At 31.4% G+C, this 20937-nt stretch carries 23 protein-coding genes; 21 read left to right on the top strand and 2 right to left on the bottom strand.

Annotated features, from left to right (window positions below; all coding sequences use genetic code 11):
- The first annotated feature begins 97 nt into the window (after nucleotides 1-97).
- Nucleotides 98-877, top strand: coding sequence for a BC_2878 family exosporium-associated protein (locus tag ACZDYH_RS16310; RefSeq protein WP_000501710.1), 780 nt, complete (start codon nucleotides 98-100; stop codon nucleotides 875-877).
- A gap of 310 nt (nucleotides 878-1187) precedes the next feature.
- The gene (locus ACZDYH_RS16305) at nucleotides 1188-1958 is read left to right on the top strand and encodes a GNAT family N-acetyltransferase (protein WP_000638727.1); all 771 of its coding nucleotides are present in this window, start codon (nucleotides 1188-1190) and stop codon (nucleotides 1956-1958) included.
- A gap of 314 nt (nucleotides 1959-2272) precedes the next feature.
- Here ACZDYH_RS16305 and ACZDYH_RS16300 read toward each other — a convergent pair whose 3' ends face one another.
- Complete coding sequence (locus ACZDYH_RS16300) at nucleotides 2273-2704, bottom strand: GNAT family N-acetyltransferase (protein ID WP_000027163.1); 432 nt, start codon at nucleotides 2702-2704, stop codon at nucleotides 2273-2275.
- 851 nt (nucleotides 2705-3555) lie between these two features.
- Between ACZDYH_RS16300 and ACZDYH_RS16295 the strand changes: the two genes are divergently transcribed.
- From ACZDYH_RS16295 to ACZDYH_RS16245, 11 genes are all read left to right on the top strand, one after another.
- Nucleotides 3556-4104, top strand: a complete 549-nt coding sequence (locus tag ACZDYH_RS16295; RefSeq protein WP_016122685.1) for a spore coat protein — start codon at nucleotides 3556-3558, stop codon at nucleotides 4102-4104.
- A 363-nt stretch (nucleotides 4105-4467) separates the two neighbouring features.
- Entirely contained in the window at nucleotides 4468-4668 is a 201-nt protein-coding gene (locus tag ACZDYH_RS16290) for a spore coat protein W (protein WP_000342253.1), read from the top strand.
- Nucleotides 4669-4682: 14 nt separating this feature from the next.
- Nucleotides 4683-5135, top strand: a complete 453-nt coding sequence (locus ACZDYH_RS16285; protein ID WP_000361676.1) for a spore coat protein — start codon at nucleotides 4683-4685, stop codon at nucleotides 5133-5135.
- Between the two features lie 477 nt (nucleotides 5136-5612).
- A complete protein-coding gene (locus ACZDYH_RS16280; RefSeq protein ID WP_000538278.1) occupies nucleotides 5613-6473 on the top strand; it encodes a DegV family protein in 861 nt (286 codons plus the stop codon).
- 290 nt (nucleotides 6474-6763) lie between these two features.
- Nucleotides 6764-8347 (top strand): M3 family metallopeptidase, encoded by a 1584-nt coding sequence (locus tag ACZDYH_RS16275; RefSeq protein ID WP_474886625.1) that lies wholly within the window; start codon nucleotides 6764-6766, stop codon nucleotides 8345-8347.
- A 12-nt stretch (nucleotides 8348-8359) separates the two neighbouring features.
- On the top strand, nucleotides 8360-9109 hold the full coding sequence (locus tag ACZDYH_RS16270; RefSeq protein ID WP_006922103.1) for a WecB/TagA/CpsF family glycosyltransferase: 750 nt from the start codon (nucleotides 8360-8362) through the stop codon (nucleotides 9107-9109).
- A 17-nt stretch (nucleotides 9110-9126) separates the two neighbouring features.
- Nucleotides 9127-9840: a 5'-methylthioadenosine/adenosylhomocysteine nucleosidase gene (locus ACZDYH_RS16265; RefSeq protein ID WP_474886624.1), complete on the top strand. Its 714-nt coding sequence runs from the start codon at nucleotides 9127-9129 to the stop codon at nucleotides 9838-9840.
- Nucleotides 9841-9842: 2 nt separating this feature from the next.
- Nucleotides 9843-10502 (top strand): HAD hydrolase-like protein, encoded by a 660-nt coding sequence (locus ACZDYH_RS16260; RefSeq protein ID WP_139849705.1) that lies wholly within the window; start codon nucleotides 9843-9845, stop codon nucleotides 10500-10502.
- A gap of 54 nt (nucleotides 10503-10556) precedes the next feature.
- Nucleotides 10557-11261, top strand: a complete 705-nt coding sequence (locus ACZDYH_RS16255; RefSeq protein ID WP_025687668.1) for an alpha/beta hydrolase — start codon at nucleotides 10557-10559, stop codon at nucleotides 11259-11261.
- Nucleotides 11262-11528: 267 nt separating this feature from the next.
- Nucleotides 11529-11987, top strand: coding sequence for a GNAT family N-acetyltransferase (locus ACZDYH_RS16250; protein ID WP_000651656.1), 459 nt, complete (start codon nucleotides 11529-11531; stop codon nucleotides 11985-11987).
- 99 nt (nucleotides 11988-12086) lie between these two features.
- Nucleotides 12087-12584 carry a DinB family protein gene (locus tag ACZDYH_RS16245; protein WP_000504410.1) on the top strand — a complete coding sequence of 166 codons (498 nt, stop codon included), beginning with the start codon at nucleotides 12087-12089 and terminating at the stop codon, nucleotides 12582-12584.
- Nucleotides 12585-12628: 44 nt separating this feature from the next.
- On the opposite strand, the gene ACZDYH_RS16240 is transcribed toward ACZDYH_RS16245, so the two are convergent.
- Nucleotides 12629-13045: a hypothetical protein gene (locus tag ACZDYH_RS16240; protein WP_048656225.1), complete on the bottom strand. Its 417-nt coding sequence runs from the start codon at nucleotides 13043-13045 to the stop codon at nucleotides 12629-12631.
- Nucleotides 13046-13166: 121 nt separating this feature from the next.
- Here ACZDYH_RS16240 and ACZDYH_RS16235 point away from each other — a divergent pair, with 121 nt between their 5' ends.
- The 8 genes from ACZDYH_RS16235 to ACZDYH_RS16200 all read left to right on the top strand — a co-directional run bounded on the left by ACZDYH_RS16235 (nucleotide 13167) and on the right by ACZDYH_RS16200 (nucleotide 20831).
- Nucleotides 13167-13814: a response regulator transcription factor gene (locus ACZDYH_RS16235; RefSeq protein WP_000865979.1), complete on the top strand. Its 648-nt coding sequence runs from the start codon at nucleotides 13167-13169 to the stop codon at nucleotides 13812-13814.
- Nucleotides 13807-15183: a sensor histidine kinase gene (locus ACZDYH_RS16230; RefSeq protein ID WP_086404902.1), complete on the top strand. Its 1377-nt coding sequence runs from the start codon at nucleotides 13807-13809 to the stop codon at nucleotides 15181-15183. The genes ACZDYH_RS16235 and ACZDYH_RS16230 overlap by 8 nt, the downstream gene beginning before the upstream one ends.
- Nucleotides 15184-15372: 189 nt before the next feature.
- On the top strand, nucleotides 15373-16215 hold the full coding sequence (locus tag ACZDYH_RS16225; protein ID WP_002204764.1) for a peptidylprolyl isomerase PrsA: 843 nt from the start codon (nucleotides 15373-15375) through the stop codon (nucleotides 16213-16215).
- Nucleotides 16216-16536: 321 nt separating this feature from the next.
- Nucleotides 16537-18276, top strand: coding sequence for a Xaa-Pro dipeptidyl-peptidase (locus ACZDYH_RS16220; protein ID WP_000038293.1), 1740 nt, complete (start codon nucleotides 16537-16539; stop codon nucleotides 18274-18276).
- Nucleotides 18277-18503: 227 nt separating this feature from the next.
- Nucleotides 18504-19265 (top strand): class I SAM-dependent methyltransferase, encoded by a 762-nt coding sequence (locus tag ACZDYH_RS16215; RefSeq protein ID WP_000490912.1) that lies wholly within the window; start codon nucleotides 18504-18506, stop codon nucleotides 19263-19265.
- Between the two features lie 101 nt (nucleotides 19266-19366).
- Nucleotides 19367-19927, top strand: a complete 561-nt coding sequence (locus tag ACZDYH_RS16210) for an AAA family ATPase (protein WP_000767065.1) — start codon at nucleotides 19367-19369, stop codon at nucleotides 19925-19927.
- Nucleotides 19928-20067: 140 nt separating this feature from the next.
- Nucleotides 20068-20331: a hypothetical protein gene (locus ACZDYH_RS16205; protein ID WP_000432421.1), complete on the top strand. Its 264-nt coding sequence runs from the start codon at nucleotides 20068-20070 to the stop codon at nucleotides 20329-20331.
- A 269-nt stretch (nucleotides 20332-20600) separates the two neighbouring features.
- A complete protein-coding gene (locus ACZDYH_RS16200) occupies nucleotides 20601-20831 on the top strand; it encodes a hypothetical protein (RefSeq protein ID WP_000789029.1) in 231 nt (76 codons plus the stop codon).
- Nucleotides 20832-20937 lie beyond the last annotated feature (106 nt).

The raw sequence follows: 20937 nt of genomic DNA, 5'->3' as shown, positions 1-20937 counted from the left end.
GATATTGCTACGTTAACGTTATATTGTCCAAGCTTTTCTTATTTTCTTCTCATATATATGTAGTAGCAATTCTATATAGAGAAGGGATGGAGTGTAAGTGGGGTGTGAACCGAAACGTGATTGTGGGTGTTGCCAAAATAGTATATGTGAGTTTTTACAGAGTCTAGAACCGTATACAAAAGTTGAAAGTATCATAATAGCAGGAAACGAAATTGCTGTATCTTATTTTCTTTCATTTAATAAGAAAACAGGTATCGTATCATTCGTACAAGAAGACAATGAGGTTATATTTGTCGATTGTTCAAAGATTGATGCAATTCGAATAGGGAAAGTATGTAGTTGCAAAACAAAAGTTAAATATATTGAAGAGGACTTTAGCTTGCTAGGAAATGTTTGCCCGCATTGTTTAACAGAGGGGAGTACAATCTTTTTCGATTTTAACAATCCTGAATTAAATGTGTCTTTCCAAGCAACAACAATTAATCCACCTAGATGTACTGAATTTACAGATGATCTCGGGAATGTAGTAAAGCAAATTACTATAGTAGGTGAGGCGAGAGTTTCTAGAGATTTTGTTCAAGTACCTGAACTGGTAGGTTTTCGATTACTTTTATCACATCCAGCTGGAGACCCTTTAAACTACGGATTATTATTTATTAATTTTCCTGATACGATTTTTATTTTTATATTGGCATCAAGCGGATACCTTTCCATTTCGAACTGTTTAAAAATAGAGGGCGGAACTGGTGATGCCGAAATAGAAGAGATGAAAAAAATGATAGAGGATGACGTTAACACGTACAAATCAGTTGTTAAATTGACTAAAGTATATAAGAACGGTGAGACTGAATCTTTTATTTATAAAAATGAGTTATAACACATGTATTTAAATGCACCCTCAAACTATTGTTGAGGGTTGTTACATAATTAATTATGTTGGTCCTTCAAACCGTTTGTTAACGGGTAAGAAATATATTTATTGTTGACTTATTTTATATGTTGATCATTTCATAGTTAGTAGATGTTATAATCATTTTATGTTTACTGATATTTTATAAATATTCGAAGTTTTAATTTAATAGTCAATTGCTTTTATGATGAACAGGTGGGTATGTATATGAATACGAATTATGGAGCGCTCATGAAAATGTTAAGAGTAGTTGATTCTAAAGAAGGCGGGAATGTAAATGATATATGAAGCGAATATACATACAAGAAAAAAACTAGTTTCTATGTTTGAGGATTTCAATAACGTTGTTTTACTTTCTTATTTACAAGGGCATATGGGTACTGCTTGGGTAAATGATCTTGAAAATCCAAAAGTAGCACAAGTTACGGTAGGGATTTTTACATTTTACGCTGGAGACCCAAATACGAAAGAAACAGAAGAGTTATTACGTAATATTCCAGAAAGAATTTTAGTTATCGTAAATAGTGAAGAGTGGAAACAACGCTTAGAAACATTCCATGAAAGAAAAATAGATAAGTTTTTACGTTATAAATTCAAACGAAATCCAGAAGTTTTTAATCGTTCAAAATTAAAATCTTTTATATCAGCACTTCCAAAAGAATATGAGTTAAGAAGAATAGACGAGCATATCGCAAATAGCCCTACATTACATAAGATATCTGAAGATTTCACAAGTCAATTTCATTCGGTAGAAGATTATATAAACCGTGGTATAGGTTATAGCATTTTATATAACGGAGAAGTTGTATGCGGTGCATCCTCGTATAGTATTTATAATGATGGGATTGAAATTGAAGTTGCGACTGATCACAATCATAGAAGAGAGGGCTTGGCAACTGTAGTAAGTGCAGCTCTTATATTGGATTGCTTAGAAAATGGAAAGTATCCAAACTGGGACGCAGCGAATACTACATCTGCTAAACTAGCAGAAAAGTTAGGATATGAATTTGATAAGGCATATGATACTTATTTTGTGGATAATAGATGAGTGAAGGAGTTACATACTAAAAAATAAATGCGCCCTAGTACGTAAGTCTAGGGCGCATTTATTAGTTGGTAAATATCTTCATAACAATCATATCATATTTTATCTTTTGAATGTTTGGAATTAAAGATATTTATGTGACTTTTTGAAAAAATAAAAGAGCAGCTAGCAAAAGCCAACTGCTCCTCTCTCAGGAGGAATGGAGAAATACAATCATATTATCTATAGTATTGACGGAACATAGAGTTTTAATCAAAGCCCGATTGGTGAGGGGTTTGATTAAAACTCCCACTGATTAAAGTTTCACTTTATTACATTTACAATTTAAATAGTAGAACGTGTTTATCGTAGTTCTCCAAACACCAATTATATTTTTTTAGAATAATTGGATGGACTGCTTCTGTCGTAGTATCGACTTCAGTATATCCATATTTCTTATAAAAGTTTTCTAATTCCTCAAAAGGAAGACAATATACATTTTGTATTTGTGATTTTTTCGCAGTTTCTACTAAAAATGAAACAAGCTCACCAGCTAATTGAAGCCCTCTAAATTGAGGCAGAATAAAAATCCCGCCCATTTCTAAAGTATCTTCATCTATTTGGACTAATCGGCCAACACCTGCATACTCGTTGTTATATGTAATAATTGCAACTTTATCTCTTTTTAAATCACTTCGTACAAATCCTATTGAGTCATATTGATTATTAACCCATTCTAAATCGTTAGATGTGGCTAATTGAATACTCATATACATCCTCCTTGGAAATACTAGCGCTTTCTTCATTATATAGAACATAACATACTATATCAAAGGAACCTTGAGGTAGCCCATTTGTTTAAGTTATTAGTTAAAAGTGTGGGGTTGCTGGCATTGAAATGATGGCTTCACCAAACATAGGATAATAATCTTGTGAATTTAGTGTTACATAGTCAAAATAAAAATTAGTTCATGCGTTCGGTAATGCACGATGGTTTAAGTGTAGAGAAGATCATAGGGGTATTTTAATTAGTAGCTACTGTATTCATTGAAGTTATTAAGGAAATGTCGTAATCCCTAGCCTTAGTGATACAAATCATATTATGGTTTAGTAAAAAAACTCTTCCTGAAAAAGAGGGGGATTAAAGATAAGAGCACTTCGAAAAGTGCCCTTCAGTAAACGACTACTTATTCTAAAAAGAAAGGATGCAATATATTATATGAAGTTTAGTGTATTTAAGTATGGGTCTTTTATATAAAAGTTTTATTTTGTTCCGAATAAAAAGGCGGTTGTTTCCGCAACCACCTTTCAGTAAAACAAAGCACTTTTTATGAAATAAATTATGGATGGTCCCTAAAAAAGGTTATAGGATATACCCACATTTTTATAACTAAAGTGACGAACTCAGGTTATAAGGAAGGAACAATTATATTGTATGAAATCTATTCTAGAGTAGTCACAAAGAAAGTTGTCTTCTTATTAGAAGGCAGCTTTTTTTATTAGAAAAAGAAGTAGAAGATTAAGTTACTTGTCCAAACAAATTTTTAAAAAATACATAAAATGCTATTAGTTAGTCAATATTTTAATATTGCTAATTTTTAAGACTAAAAGGGGTGATTTTATGTGTGAATGTGAAGTTTGTAGACGAAAGAAAAATCGGGATCCATTAAACCGGGAGTTTGAGCCGAAAAAACGAGTTCATGAGCCAAAAAAAGAGGATTGTGAGCCAAAAAAAGAGGATTGTGAGCCAAAAAAAGAAGATTGCGAATCATTAAATGATTATTCGTTTAGTAAAAATGCAAATTTTTTAGAGGCAGCTATACAAACAGATGAAATCGATCAAATTTCTGAGGAATATATTGAAATAGTTGATTCAGCAGATGTACAAGTTACTACTACAGATACAAAAGCTGCGCTATCTATCCAAGCGGCATTACAAGCAGCTATCGTAGTTGTAGTAAGTATTTCTATAGCAGATAGTGAAAAGGCAGATAAAATAACACAAGAATTATTTCAAAAATCAGCTATTAAACAAATTAATAGACAAAAAACATTTATTAAAAATTCTAGAAACGTAACCGTAACAACTACTGATACAGATATTGCAGTGAATATTCAAATTCTCCTTCAAATTTTATTAGCTTTATTAGTTAAACTAAACATTTTATAAAGTGTCTATCCTATTGATATTTAGCTATAAGTTTTCACTCTAAGTAAATGTTTTTTGTTGTAATACGTGGTACAAGCTTGGACTTTTTATTATGACTGAATTAATATTCAAGATTAATGGTAAAGCAAGTGTGGAAAACTACAAATAAAGATAAAATACATGATTTAACAGTAATGAAACTTATATTTATGTGAAGTGAAGGAAAGCTGTCTTCTTATTAGAAGTCAGCTTTTGATTTTATTAGCAAAAAGAAGTGAAAATAGAAGATTAAGTTACTTGTCCAAGCAATTTTTATTTCATTACATATAATGCTCGTAGATATTTAAAATTTTTATAGAAAATTGATTGGAGTGAATATTGTAAATGGATGATTTAAACAAATTTTCTTCCTTTAAGTTTGATAAGGATCAAAAGAATATAATTATAGACCTTTTACTCTCAGATATTTTTAATAGGCATGGGATAAATGAAGAAAAATTAAAAAATTTATCACCAGAAAAAAAGCAGCAAATTAAAAGTATTGTTTCTGAAATACAATCACAAGTTAATAATTATTTAGATTGAAAGGGGGTGAACGCATGGACAAAACATGTCATTCAGATGAAAATAAAAAGTGGAGTGCATTAGATTCCTCAAATCCTCATCCATCTTTTAAAAATGCTAGCGTTTCAGAAGCAGCTGCGCAAGAAAGTAAAACGTATCAAATTTCTGAAGAATCTATTACAATTGTAGATTCAGCAGATGTAGAAGTTACTACTACAGATACAAAAGCTGCTTTATCTATTCAAGCAGCATTACAAGCAGCTATCGTGGTTATAATAAGTATTTCTATAGCAGATAGTGAAAAAGCTGACCGTGTAGCACAAGAATTGTTTCAAAAATCATCTATTAAACAAATTAATAAACAAGAAACTGTTATTAGAAATTCTAGAAATGTTACAGTTACGACTACGGATACAGACATAGCAGTAAATGTTCAAATTCTTCTCCAAATTTTATTAGCTTTACTAGTAAAATTAAATATTTTATAAAATGTTTAACTTGTTTTTATCTAGTGATTCTTACAGGTGAATATTCACTGTTTTAATTATAGTACAGGCTATAAATATTTATCATAACTGGACTAATATTCAACATCACCAAAGTATGAATGTAAACAAACAATGTGATGGAAAATAAAGTTTGGTTATTTTATGAAAATGTAAAAGCCATTTCCTTTATTGGATTTGGCTTTTCAATTTTAAACAGTATGAATTTGAAAAGATTATATTAAGATAAAGAATTAAAATATAATGATACAAAATACTTATAAAATTATTCGTGTTTTAGAAAAATAATAAGAAAAAGGTGTTTAAAATAGAATCATTTTCATTAACAGTTCAAGTTTTGAAGAATAGTGCATACAATATAAAGTGTTTTCCTTTCTTCATTTAAGTTTTACGTATATAATTTAAAAGTACTATTTTTATTTTATTATTTTATATTTATAACAGAATAGAGGTTTAAAAATGGGTGTTAAAATCATTACGGATAGTGCGGCGGATTTACCAGTAGAATTGCTGCAAGCATATGATATTGATTTAATTCCACTCCGTGTATATGATGAAGCAGAAACAGAGTATTTAGATGGAGTAACATTAGAGTCAGTTACATTATTGCAAAAAATGAGAGAAGGCGCTGTTTATAGAACGTCATTGCCTTCACTTGAAACGTTCCAAGAAAAATTTGTTTCTTATGCAAAAGAAGGTAATCCTTGTATATATTTAGCTTTTTCATCTGAACTGTCTGGTACATATCAATCATCAGTTGTCATTAAAGAGGAAGTAAAAGAAACATATGCTAACTTAGATTTAGAAATTATTGATACGAAATGTGCTTCGCTTGGTCAAGGTCTTGTCGTTTTAGAAGCTGCTAAAATGGCAAAAGACGGCGCATCAAAAGAAGATATTTTAAAGCGTGTTGATTTTCTAATGAGCCATATGGAACATATCTTCACTGTAGCTGACTTACAGTACTTAGTGAGAGGTGGACGTTTAAGTAAAGTCGCAGGATTTATCGGTGGTTTACTAAACATTAAACCGATCTTAAACGTGGAAGAAGGAAAACTTGTACCACTTGAAAAGGTACGAGGGAAAAAGAAAGTATTAAGCCGTATTGTTGATATTATGGAAGAACGTGGTAAAGACCTTAAAGGTCAAACAATCGGTATGACTCACGGTGACGATTTAGAAACAGCGGAAGCATTAAAATCATTAATTACGGAAAGATTTGGCTGTGAAGTATTTATCGTAAATACAATTGGTGCAGCAATCGGAGCACATACAGGACCTGGCGTTATAACGTTATTTTTCTTAAATGAAGTAGAGTAAAGGATTGATCTTTTGATCAATCCTTTTTTATTTTTTAATCTGTGATAATTGGTCGATATGGTATTGATGAAGATAAAATCTTTGAAGTTTTCCTATATCAAATGCAATCTTGTAGAGGGAGTATTTTTTATATGTGTAATGATACTTAATGGTAGAAGAAAAGAGTATAAATAAGAATGTATTTATAGGAATTTAAATATTTGAAGATATCAAAATTTTGCCATTTCATATATAATTGTGTAGGAAGAAATATCTGTAACTATTTGTAAAAATAGGAGGCGGCTATAAAAATGCAAGAAATTGCTAGATGGGATTTAAATCGCTTGTATTCGAATGAGGATATTCTATTTCCAATTTTGGAGTTGAAAGAGAAATATTTTGTAACAAAAGATGTAGAGATTCTTTCAAAGCTTATACAAGCTATTGAAAAAGCAGAATACTATTTGTACTGTCGATCGGTTGAAGAAAGTGTTTCATCTGACCTTACTAAATTGACCGTGAAAGTGAAGGAACTAAAAAGTGAATTACAGCAAGTAATAAAACATAATGAAGTGGAAACTTCAGATAATACTAAGTTAATAAAAGATGAACTTAATGCGTGGGAAAATATGTACATACAATTACGGGATAGGATAGAAATAGAGCACAATAATAAACAATTATCCTTTGGACAAGCAAATACTATTGCAATGAATAGTGATAATGAAAAGGAAAGATTAGAAGTATTCGATTCATTAACATGTGCTTTACATAAGGAAAAAGAAATCTTTGCTACTGTATTAAATCAAGTAGGGAGATTGCGTAATGCAAAGAGTAATGAAATAGAAGATAGAGAGATTTTAACACAATCTTTTCATGCGAATGGCATTTCAGAAACTGTATTATTCCAAATGTGGAATGTGACAGAAGAAAACCTTGATAAATTAGTAAGTGCTTTAAACGTGTATAAGAAAGGGAAAGCTTCGATTACATGGCATGAACTTATGACAGTAAAGGAAAGTAATGAGGTCATGATTCCTTTTTCAGTAGCAGTACAAAACGTTTATGATGCATGTAAGAATATTGATCAAGAATTAGCAGAATTTGCACGTAATGCGATAGAAAGTGGATGGATAGATGCTGAACCGAGAGAGAATAAACCACCAGGTGGGTTTTGTGCTCCATTTTTCAGTGAGAAAGAATCGAGAATCTCCATGCGTTATGATGGGAGTATAGATAGTGTAAGAGTGCTCGCTCATGAATTAGGACATGCTTGGCATTTTTATAATATGAGTTTTGAACAATCTACATCTTTTTTAGATGATTATTTGCCGATGAGTACGGCTGAATCAGCATCTATTTTCTTTGAAACGGTACTCTTAAATTATCTAATTGAAACAACGGATAGTAAAGATATGAAAAAGTCATTACTTAGCTGGAAAATAAGAAATAGTTTTAATTATGTAATGGCAATACGAGCATCGTATCAGTTTGAAAAAACATTTTATGAAAAATGTAAAGAGGGTCCATTAAGTGCTGATGAAATTGAGAAATTATCTATAATGGCACAAAAAGAAGCTTATGGAAAAGCTTTAAGTGAATACCAGCCGTTTGTATGGATGAAATATATTCAATTTTATATAGCAGATGTTCCTTTTTACAATTATCCATACACGTTTGGATATTTAGTAAGTTTTAGTTTATTAGAAATAGCTCAAGAAGGTAAAAGTACTTTTCATTCGAAATATAAAGAGTTCTTACGAGAAACAGGAAAGGCTCCAGTAGAGGAGCTTATGAAAAAACATTTTGAAATAGATATAAGAAATTATGAATTTTGGAATAAAGCTTTTATTCAAATTTCTAAAGACATTGTTGAATATTTGCAGCTTATATAAGGGGAGAGTATAGTGGATCAACAGTTTATAAAAGGTATACCTTTTTCAACTTTAGAATATGCAAAAGCTATAAGTTTATTAAAAGGTTGGGTACATGAACAACAAGAGAAACCAAGGTTTGTAGTAACTGCAAATCCTGAAATTGTTATGTCTGCAAAGGAAAATACGGAAAAATCAAAGGAGTTTAAAAAGATGTTACTATCTGCGGATTTAATAACAGCGGATGGGATTGGTGTCATAATTGGCTCGAAAATATTAAAAGGAACTTTGAAAGAACGTGTTACTGGGGCGGATTTAACTCACGATTTAATAAAATATTGTAACGACAATGAATATCGTGTCTTTCTTTTTGGAGCTGCGCCAGAAAGTAATAAAAAGGCATTAGAAAAATTAAATGAGCAGTTCCCAGGAGCACAATTTAAAGGACAGCATGGATTTGTAAATGGTGAAGAAATAGAAGAAATAAAAATGAAAATTAAGCAATTCAAGCCGCATTTATTACTTGTAGGACTAGGTTCACCAAAACAAGAAGAGTTCATTTATGAAAACATACAAACATTAAACGTTCCGCTATCTATTGGTATCGGAGGAATGATTGATATAATATCTGGTACTGTAAAAAGAGCACCGAAAATAATGAGGGATACTGGAACTGAATGGCTGTATAGGTTACTCTCACAGCCGAAAAGATTAAAGAGACAACTTGTACTTCCGAAATTTTTATTGTCGGTTATGTCAGAGAGGATTAAAGGGATTAATTAATAAAGGGGACTACATACATGAACAGAATCGGCATTATCGGAGCAATGCAAATTGAAATAGATTTACTTTTAGAAAAACTAGTTATACAAGAGCAACAGACAATAGCGGGAATGCCTTTTTATATTGGAGAATTCATGGGAATAGAAGTAATTATTACACGTTCTGGTGTAGGGAAAGTAAATGCAGCTGCATGCGCGCAAACATTAATTCATAAATTTGATGTAGACTCTATCATTAATACGGGCGTTGCTGGCGGATTACATTCAGATGTAAAAGTCGGCGATATAGTTATTTCAACGAATGTTACTCATCATGATGTAAGTAAAACTCAAATGAAAAACTTATTTCCGTTCCAAGAGGAATTTATTGCAAGTAAGGAATTGATAGAGTTAGCACGTAAAGCATGTAACAGTAATAGTTCAAATATTCAAGCTCACGAAGGAAGAATTGTAAGTGGTGAATGTTTTGTTGAAGATTCAAAGTTAAAGGCAAAATTAATAGATGAATACGCACCTCATTGTACAGAAATGGAAGGTGCAGCAATTGGACATGTTGCCTACATAAATGATATACCGTTTCTTGTTATACGATGTATTTCTGACAGTGCAGATGATGAAGCTCAAGTTTCTTATGATGATTTCGCGAAAACTGCTGCGAATTATTGCTCAGAAATTATTATTGAGATGCTTAAAAATATATCTGGTAAAACTATAGTCCAAAAGGAGAGATAGGAATGTTACAAGCATTAATTTTTGATATGGATGGAACATTATTTCAAACAGATAAAATTTTAGAATTATCGTTAGATGATACTTTTGATCACTTAAGATCACTTCAATTATGGGATACGGTAACACCGATTGAAAAATACCGTGAAATTATGGGTGTGCCGCTACCGAAAGTTTGGGAAGCTTTATTACCGGACCATTCTATTGAAATAAGAGAACAAACAGATGCATATTTTTTAGATAGACTAATTGAAAACATAAAAAGCGGAAAAGGCGCTTTATATCCAAATGTAAAAGAAATATTTACATATATAAAAGAAAATAATTGTTCAATTTACATTGCTAGTAATGGTTTGAAAGAATATTTACGAGCAATCGTAACGTATTATGCTTTAGACAAGTGGGTGACTGAAACGTTTAGTATTGAACAAATACAATCGCTAAATAAAGGTGACTTAGTTAAAAGTATTATGAACAAATATGATATAAAAGAGGCAGCGGTAGTTGGTGACCGGCTATCTGATATAAATGCAGCGAAAGACAACGGTTTACTTCCAGTTGGATGCAATTTTGATTTTGCGCAAGAAGAGGAACTTGCTCAGGCTGATATAGTAATAGATGATTTAATAGAGTTAAAGCAGATACTGCCTGCTGTACAGAGATAAATAAAGTGTGTGCATTTTTTCCAAGTCCTATATGTCTTATTTTATGGAGGGAGTATGCTTAAAAATAATTTTAAAATTAGTAATATTCCTGCGGTTTTATGGGGAGAGAAGAGTGAAAAAGTTTTTATTGCAGTACATGGAAATATGTCAAATAAGGAAGATGTAGTTATTCAAATATTAGCTGAAGAAGCCAATCAAAAAGGCTATCAAGTATTAAGCTTTGATTTACCTGAGCATGGAGAAAGAAAAAATGATAACACTCCTTGCAAAGTACAGTTTTGTGTTAGTGAATTATCTATAATTATGAACTACGCAAAAGTACATTGGAAAGAAATAAATGTGTTTGCATGTAGTATGGGAGCGTATTTTAGTCTTTTAGCTTATCAAAATGATGTGCTAGAAAAGGCATTATTTTTATCACCAGTAGTTAATATGGAACGAATTATCGAAAATATGATGAAATGGTTTAATGTAACACCGGAGCTTTTACAAAAAGAAATGACTATAGAGACACCTATTGGTCAAAAGTTATATTGGGATTATTTATGCTATGTAAAAGAGCATCCTATTAGTACATGGAATACAGATACATATATTATGTACGGAGCTAAGGATGAACTGTGCGAATTTGAAACTATTAACTATTTTACAAAAAAACATCGTTGTGAATTAGAAGTTATGGAGACGGGTGAACATTACTTTCATACTGAAGAACAGTTGAAAATATTTGAACAGTGGTTACACAAGCATATCAATTAACAAATTATAATTTAACTTATACCTGCTAGAGAAGAATGGTGAATTTATAAACTGATAGTATATTTGAGAGAAAATATAAATGTGAATGTATACACTTAAACAAACAGATGCTTTAGTTAAATAAGAATTAAACAACTATATTATCGATTTATATCTAAAGTGAAGAATACACATACTACGAATTGAATAAGATAACAATCATAAAAATGCTCAGAATCAAAAATTCTAGAGCATTTTTATGTATTTTCATAGTAAGGGGAGATTTACTTGAAAGATATACATATTCAACAAATTGAAGATTTAATGATATACGAACACGATTATCTTGTTCAGGAAAGCAAAGACGAAGGATTTTATTTCCTAATAAAACTAATAAGTGAATATGAAAATAAAATAAACACGTTTAATAAAACTGGTGAATGCTTATATGGGATTTTTCAAGGGGAAAAGTTAATTGGAATAGGAGGGTTAAATGAGGATCCATATACAATAAACAATAAGATTGGTAGGATAAGGAGATTTTATATTGCAAAAAAATACCGAAGGAAAGGATTAGGGAGGTTATTATTAGCGAGAATTATAAACGATGCGAAAAAACATTTTAATATTGTTGTTTTAAATACAGATACAGTACAGGGTGACAAATTTTATACTTCGAGTGGATTTCTGAAAGGGACAAAATATATGGGAGTGAGCCATTATTTGAACTTATATAAAAGGATATAGTGAATTATTGTTTACTTCTCCAGTAGAACTTTTGTTCTGTTTCATGTAGATTGATGTTATAATTTATAAGAATCTAATATTAGAATGGAGAATTGGATGATGGGAGAAAATAAAATTATTAATGATTTCAATGAATATTCAATTTGGATAAATACATTGAAAGGTATGAAAGAGGAATTGTGGGTGGCACCAATATCAGAGGGGAAATGGACTATTGGCGAAATAATATCTCATATTATGAACTGGGATGACTATCTATTACGTGAGACATTATCATCAGTGAGAGATGGGAAGGGAATGGAGTTCCCTGATTTTGATACATATAATAAACTAGCATCTAGTTATGCCAAATCCGGTATATCTAAGATGAAACTTCTTGAAGAAGCAAAAGCTAAAAGAGAGTTACTCGTAAAAGAACTTAGATTACTATCTGCTGGAAATCTAAAGAAACCTTTAACGGCCAATGGAGTATCACATTGTCCTCATACCGGAACGCCATATTCTCTTATATATATTATTAAAGAATTTGTAGATCATGATAACCATCATAAAAGACAGGTTATTCATTTTTTAAATGAAAATCAAATTGTTAATTGATAAAGAAAGATCCCGCAAATCATATTTGTGGGATCTTTCTTACATTATAACTTAACCTTCATTTGTTTCAATAATAATCTTGGTTTACCTTTTACATAATAAAAATGCGGATTATTTTCATCATCATAAAGCATAATATAAGGCTTTTCATTTAGTGGGAGCAGTATAAGTACTTCGTCTATTGTAGTGTGTAACCATTGATTAGTAATAGAAACCGGCTTAGATAAAGGGATTTTTATCATATAGCCATCTTTTGGAACGACATTTAAGTTTTTAAATGGACCAGTTATTGCTTTAGCGTATTGAACTGCTTCTTTTTGGATTACTGGATCTAAAGATTGTTTTTGAATGACCATTTCTTTTTGACAATCAAATACTTCAATTTGTTGATTTGTATTTGCGAACGCATTTGTTGATAATAGAAATAGAAGAAGAGAAATGACCCCGATTTTTTTTATCATAGTACAACACCTCACCATTACTATCCCCTCAAAAGCTTTAAATATTTTTCTGTCACATTCATGTAACAAGGATGTTGTATGATACAATTGGTTTTTGTTTAAAAGCAATGGAGGAAAAAATATGAAAGTTTTAATTGCAGATGACGAACAAGATATGTTAAGGATTTTAAAAGCTTATTTTGAAAAAGAAGGCTTTGAAGTATTATTAGCGAAAGACGGAGAGGAAGCACTTCAAATATTTTATGATGAAAAAATTGATTTAGCTATTTTGGATTGGATGATGCCGAAACATAGTGGTATTACTGTCTGTCAGGAAATAAAAAAGAATTCAAGCGTAAAAGTATTAATGCTTACGGCGAAAAGTGAAAGTGAAGATGAATTAGCAGCGCTTCAAAGTGGGGCAGATGAGTACGTAAAAAAACCATTTCATCCAGGAGTACTAATTACGCGAGCGAAAAAACTTATTCAGCATGATGATATTATTCAAGTACAAGATGTAAAGATAAATTTTGCCAAAAATAAAGTATATAAAAATGATATAGAGTTAGAAATTACAAAAACAGAGCTCGAATTAATAAAATGCTTTTTAAATCATAAAGGAACTATTTTAACTCGTAAAAAATTGTTAGACATTGTATGGGGATTTGACTATTTTGGAGAAGAGAGAACGGTTGATACACATGTAAGAAGGCTGCGTAAAAAAATTGGAGAAAATATTATTAAGACGCATCGTGGGCTGGGTTATAGTTTGGAGGAACAAAGTGAATAAACTTGGGAAAAAGCTATTTCTCAGCATTTCTTTAACCGTTATTCTTATATTTACAATTTCTTTATTATTAATTAACTTTCTCCTGCCGAAATATAATATTTATAAAACACGTGAAAACTTAAATGAATTTACAACTCAAATACAAAATGCGCCAGTCAATGATTTAGAAGATGTTATTCATACAATTGAAATTGAAAATAACGTTACAATTGCGTATACGCCAATTAATCAGTCAGAAGATGCTATGAACGACGCGTTACGCATGCAACTTACGAAAAAGAAAGTAACGTTAAATAAGCTTTGGATTACGAAAGACGAAGTTATGAAAGTGAAGACGGAAGGGCAATCGAATAAACTGTACGATCAAGGAAAGGTAAAAGCGAGTTTTTTTGCTAAATATATTGCGAAAGATGATACGATAATTTTAATTGGGACTTCCATTGCGAATTCAAATGAAATTATAAATACGTTAAATACATTTTACTTATATATCCTATGTTTCTCGCTCCTTCTTATTATTTTACTTGTGTGGATACTTTCAAAAATAATAACGACACCACTGAAAGAGTTAAGTGATGTGGCTCAGGATATTTCACATTTGCAGTTTAAAAGAACGAAAGTGAAAACGAATGATGAAATAGGAGAGTTGGCCAATAGTATTAATATCATGAGTGAAAAACTACATGAAGCACATCAAGACTTAACTGATCGTAATGAACATTTAAAACGATTTATGGGTGATGTAACGCATGAATTAAAGACACCGATCGCATTAGTAAAAGCATACTCTATGGGGATTAAAGATGGATTAGATGATGGGACTTATGTAGATACAATTATTAAACAAACAGATCAAATATCAAACTTAATTGAAGAACTATTACGATTTTCTAAACTAGAAAGAGATATTTTACAAAAAGAAGAATTCCCCATTGAACCACTGGTTCAGAGTATATTAGATAAGCATCAGATTGAACTGGATTCGAAAGAAATTAACTTGCAAGTAAATTGTAATGCGGGCAATACAATCGTTTATGCAGATTTAAATAAAATGAGAATGGTGTTTCAAAATTTAATTTCTAATGCGATAAAATATACAGCAAATCAAAACATAATAATTACATTAGAAGATAGAAATAAAAGTATATATTTCCAAATAAAAAATGGCATTCCTACGGATAAAATTAAGGATATCGAGAAAATTTGGGAGCCTTTTTACGTACTAGAATCTTCTCGTAGTAAAGAAAAATCAGGTACAGGATTAGGACTAGCGATAGTGAAAAGTATTTTAGAAAGGCATGGTTTTGAATATGGAGTTTCCTCTATAGATGGAGAAATTCAATTTTATATAAATGTGAAAAAGGACTAATGAAAATATTAGTCCTTTTTGCAGCTTTAGAGATTAGCGATATAGGATGAATCACCATAATTTTCGAAATTGATGTATTAAATGGAGAATTAGCAAATGTTCTACTTTCATTAAATTCACGTGAAGTTCACAGGAAAACGTTATATTTACATAGTTATATTTGAATTTAATGAAGTGAGGTATTCAGATTTGAAAAGAAAGAAATTAGTAATTGGTAGCATTTTAATGGGTATGACGTTATCTTTATCTGCATGTGGTTCATCAGATAATATTGTAACGACAAAATCAGGAAGCATTTCAGAAAGTGATTTTAACAAAAAATTAAAAGAAAACTACGGTAAACAGAATTTATCTGAAATGGTAGTAGAAAAAGTATTACATGATAAATATAAAGTTACGGATGAAGAGGTAACGAAACAACTAAAAGAATTAAAAGACAAGATGGGCGATAATTTTAATACATATATGGAATCCAATGGTGTGAAAAATGAAGATCAGTTGAAAGAGAAATTAAAGCTTACTTTTGCTTTTGAAAAAGCTATTAAAGCAACCGTAACGGAAAAAGATATTAAAGATCATTATAAGCCAAAGCTTCAAGTTAGCCATATTTTAGTAAAAGATGAAAAGACAGCAAAAGAAATTAAAGAAAAATTAAATAGTGGCGAAGATTTCGCGGCATTGGCTAAACAATATTCAGAGGATCCAGGTTCTAAAGAAAAAGGTGGGGAACTATCTGAATTTGGACCTGGTATGATGGTGAAAGAATTTGAGGATGCTGCGTATAAGTTAGAAGTTGGTCAATTGAGTGAACCTGTTAAATCTTCTTTCGGATATCATATTATTAAGCTAACGGATAAAAAAGAGCTTAAACCGTATGAGGAAGAGAAAGAGAATATTCGTAAAGAATTAGAACAGCAACGTATACAAGATCCTCAATTCCATCAACAAGTTACTAGAGAACTGCTTAAAAATGCAGATATAAAGGTATCTGATAAAGACTTGAAAGATACCTTTAAAGAGTTAGAAAAATAATAAATGGAATGTAAGGCAAGCGATAGAAATATCGGTTGTCTTTTTCTCTATTTATCCCGCTATTTGCCGGGCAGTAAGACCCCAAAACTCAAAATTCAGCGGAAGCAAAGAAGTTAGGTGGGGGCCCCGCTGCTCGTAAACGCCCGATTGGTGAGGGCTCACTTTATATAGAAGCTGGGAGTGGGAAAATAATTTCACACCTCCATTAAATTTTACTTAATAAGAAATCTTTGAGTTTCTCAACTTTTATATAAAAATAAAACTGAATTTTCAGTTATTTTGTTATATAGTAAAAGAGAACGAATAAGGGGAGGGAATATTTTGAGTAAAAAGAAAATGGCAATTACACTGTCAGCAATGCTATCTGCAACAATTATACCTAGCTTTACTATGGATGTGCATGCAGAGAAGAAGGAAGAGACTAAAAATACGAAAATTGAATTAGAAAATGGGATGACAAAACCGATTTATTCTCTCGATGAAGCTATTATCGAAAATTTATATGTAGAGACAGAAGTTGATAGTGATCGAGACGGTAAGAAAGACAGAGTATCGATAAAAGTTATGCGTCCAAAGACAGATCCGAATGTGAAAGTTCCTGTTATTTATGAAATGAGTCCATATCGATCTGGATTAAAAGATGTTCCTGTATATAATGTAGATGAAGAATTGTATGCGTATGAAGGAAAACCGTATGGAGCGATTAATCTTGGTTCGTATGGGAACTATTACGTGCCAAGAGGTTATGCAGTTATTTTAGGCGAAAGTATCGGTACTGGAAAATCAGATGGATGCCCTACAACTGGAGATGAACAAGAGATACTTGGGACAAAATCTGTTATTGATTGGGTAAACGGTCGCGCGAAAGCATTTACAGAACAGGGTGAGGAAGTTCAGGCAAATTGGTCTACAGGCAATGTAGGTATGACTGGAGTTTCTTATAATGGTACATTACCAAATGCTGTTGCGACTACTGGAGTTGAAGGTTTAAAAACAATTATTCCAATCGCAGCAATTAGTAGTTGGTATGATTATTATCGTGCAAATGGTGCAGTCATTGCTCCAGGCGGATATCAAGGAGAAGATACAGATAATATGGCAGAAGCAGTACTGACAAGGGAAAACCCTGAAGTTTGCGGACAAGTTATAAAAGAGTTAACGGCTGGACAAGACCGAAAAACAGGTAATTATAATGATTTTTGGGATAAACGTAACTATGTAAAAGATGCTAAAAATGTAAAAGCGAGTGTATTTGTTGTTCATGGTTTAAACGATTGGAATGTTAAAACGAAACAGTTCGCGCAATGGTGGGAAGCACTTGGAGAAAATAATGTTCCGCGTAAAATGTGGCTACACCAAGGTGGTCATGGTGGGACATCAAGTAATAACTGGCAGCAAACACAAAATAAATGGTTAGATTATTGGTTGTACGGAATTGAAAATGGAATTATGGATGAACCAATGGTTGATGTGCAAAGAGAAAATAAAACGTGGCAAAAGATAAAAAATTGGCCAGATCCAGCAGCTGTACCTTCAAAAATCCGTATGTATTTAAGCAATAAATCAGTCAATTTGCCACTAAGTATGGGATCGGCTAATAAAGTTTTCTCATTCTTAGATGATGCACAAATAAAATCAAACCAATTAGTAGCAAATCCAGAATTAGAAGTAGCAAATCGATTAGTATATACAATGCCTGTACTGCAAAAAGATACGCGTATAAGTGGTACACCAAAGATTTCAATTACAGGAAATATTGATCGATCTGTATCAAATTTAACAGCGTTACTTGTTGACTATGGAGGAGCGAAGCCGGAAATCGTAACGAGAGGCTGGATGGATCCACAAAACGTAAAGAGTATAGAAAATTCAACAGCGATTCAAGCGGGCAAAGATTATACATTTACATGGGATATGCAGCCAGATGATTATGTATTTAAAGTGGGGCATCAAATCGGAGTTGTTTTAATTGCAAGTGATTATGATTATACAATTAGACCGAAAGCTGGCACGAAACTTACAGTGAAATTAAGTGAAGTGACATTGCCGATTGTGAAATAAATATTTTTTCTAAAGAGCTTACTAAAGTAAGCTCTTTAATTTGTAGTCTGAATTTTTAATTTTTATATTTCAAATTGGAAGGGTATGTAATACAATATCATTATATTCTATGGAAAGTGAGTGATATATTATGATAGTCAGCTCTTTCGAAATCTCATTAAAATTAGAGGTACAGGAAGATTAGTTGAATTGAAATCTTCCGTACGTAAAAACGGAGGAGAAAATAAATGTTTAGTTTTTATAGTACACTTTGTACGGAACTGTATGATTACACAAAACCAGTCGGTTATTCTTTAAATGGTGATATTGAGTATTACAAAGAACGTTTAAAAGATTGTAGAGGAAGAATCCTCGAAGCCGCAGTAGGTTCAGGGCGTGTCATCATTCCGCTTCTAGAGGCTGGTTTTAAAGTGGATGGGATAGATTATTCACCTGAAATGCTAGATTCTTGCCGTAAGCGCTGTAAAGAGAGAGGCTTACATCCTAATTTATATGAAGGAAGCTTGCAACAATTTTCACTTCCGCATAAATATGAAGCAATTATCATTCCTACTGGATCTTTTTGTTTAATTGAAAATCGTTTGGATTCTATAAATGCATTAATATGTTTTTATGAACATCTTAATCCAGGTGGACGATTAATCGTAGATATTATGCTCCCGCATAAATGGAAGACTGGGGAAATTCATACATCGACTTTCTCTTTGCCAAGCGGAGACGGAATCACATTAGAAAATAAATCAATTGAAATAGATTGGCTGAACCAAGTTACTGTATCATATTTGAAATATGAAAAGTGGAGTAAAGGACAGTTAGTACAAACAGAATTGCAACGCTTTGCGCTGCGCTGGTATGGAATAGAAGAGTTTATACTTCTTTTAGAAAGTATAGGTTTCTCAAACATTACTTGCTCTGCTGAATATGTTTATGAAAAAGAACCGTCAAATGCAAATCAAATGATTACTTTTGAAGCTGTGCGAAAAGAATAGAACTAAAACTATGAATAAAAAATAAGGCAATCGTTTTAAAATCGGCTGTCTTATTTTTTATTTTATGTAATGGTTTATAGAGAAAGATTGGAGGGAAATAAATGAAACTTATATTAATATTTGGCCCACAAGCAGTTGGGAAAATGACAGTGGGGCAAGAATTAGCAACATTAACTGGTTTAAAACTTTTTCATAACCACATGACAATTGATTTAGTAAGTCCAATTTTTGATTACAGTACGAAAGAAGCAAAAAGACTAGTAAGTTTATTTCGTAATGAAATATTTGAAGAAGTATCTAAAAGTGATTTATCTGGAATGATTTTTACGTATATATGGGCATTTGACCTCCAAGAGGATTGGGATTATATACATCATGTAGAAAATATTTTTGAATCAAAAGGTGGGACAGTGTATTTTGTAGAGCTGGAAGCGGAATTAGATGAAAGATTAGAACGAAATAAAAGCCCGAATAGATTAGAACATAAACCGAAAAAAAGAGATATTGAGTGGTCTGAAAATAATTTGAAAGAAACGATGAAAATGCATAGATTAAACTCTCTTCATGGTGAAATTGAAAAAGAAGAGTATATAAAAATTAATAACACGTATTTGAGTGCAAAAGAAGTAGCGGAAATGATTAAAGAGAAGTTTCAATTGTAAAATTCCCGAAGTCTATTTCGTTTCTATTGTCCAAGCATTCTCCTACTAATTACATATACTATTTATGTTAAAATCGGTCACTATTTTAGATGGTGCTATTTTAATATATATAACTATGCAGGGAAGAGGGGAGAATAAATTTGGAAAACGTAGAACAAGATAGAATTGAAAATCAAGTGTATTCAAATCGTGTAGTAAGATCAGAATTTGATGCGAATTGGGAAACTTGTATATCAAAGAGTGGTTATGTAATTTATATAGCAACAAGTAATAATGCTGAAGTAATAGTGCTTCTTGCAGATGGTTCAAGTAAATTATTAATTTTCGAAAAAGGTGGTAAAGTAGTAGTAGGTGGCGGTGGAACAAGTCATTACAGTAAGCCACATATTGCAAGAAATATTTAAGGTAAAACATGTTAATTGAGAAGAAGCTGGAAGACGGTTAGTCATTCATATTTAGAGAATGACTAACCGTTTTTAAATGTAGTTTTTGAAGAATTATATAACCAATATAAAAAGCATTTCCTATTTCGGGAAATGCTTTTTATATGTTATAGTATAATAGTGTTTTAAAACAATGTTATTTTAATATATTTCAAATTTTGTTATGTATTATTTTTATATTAAATTAGCACCTAAAGTATTTTTTTATATAAGGAGTAGTAATTAGAGAAATGAAAAATATAGACTTTATACTAGAAAGTGATGAGGCATTAAAACCGTCTGAACGATTAGTACTATTATTATTAGAGAAGCATAGAATGTTATATACGAACGATCTATTGGCATTATCAAATTTATCATATAAAACATTAACAGATGCATTAACGGCGCTAGTTTTAAAATCGTATGTGTTAAAGGAAACAGGTAAGGGAAGAAGACAGAATTGCTATAGATTAGTATGATAAGGCAGCTGTTTTAGAAACTTTTACATATGTTTTTTCAATTGTAAGGTGAAATTATATTTTTGTTTTCGAACGAAAAACTTACTATAAGAGGGGCTAAGATAGT

The sequence above is a fragment of the Bacillus sp. EB V-12 genome, from assembly GCF_056158125.1.
This window is presented reverse-complemented; position numbering and strand designations above follow the sequence as displayed.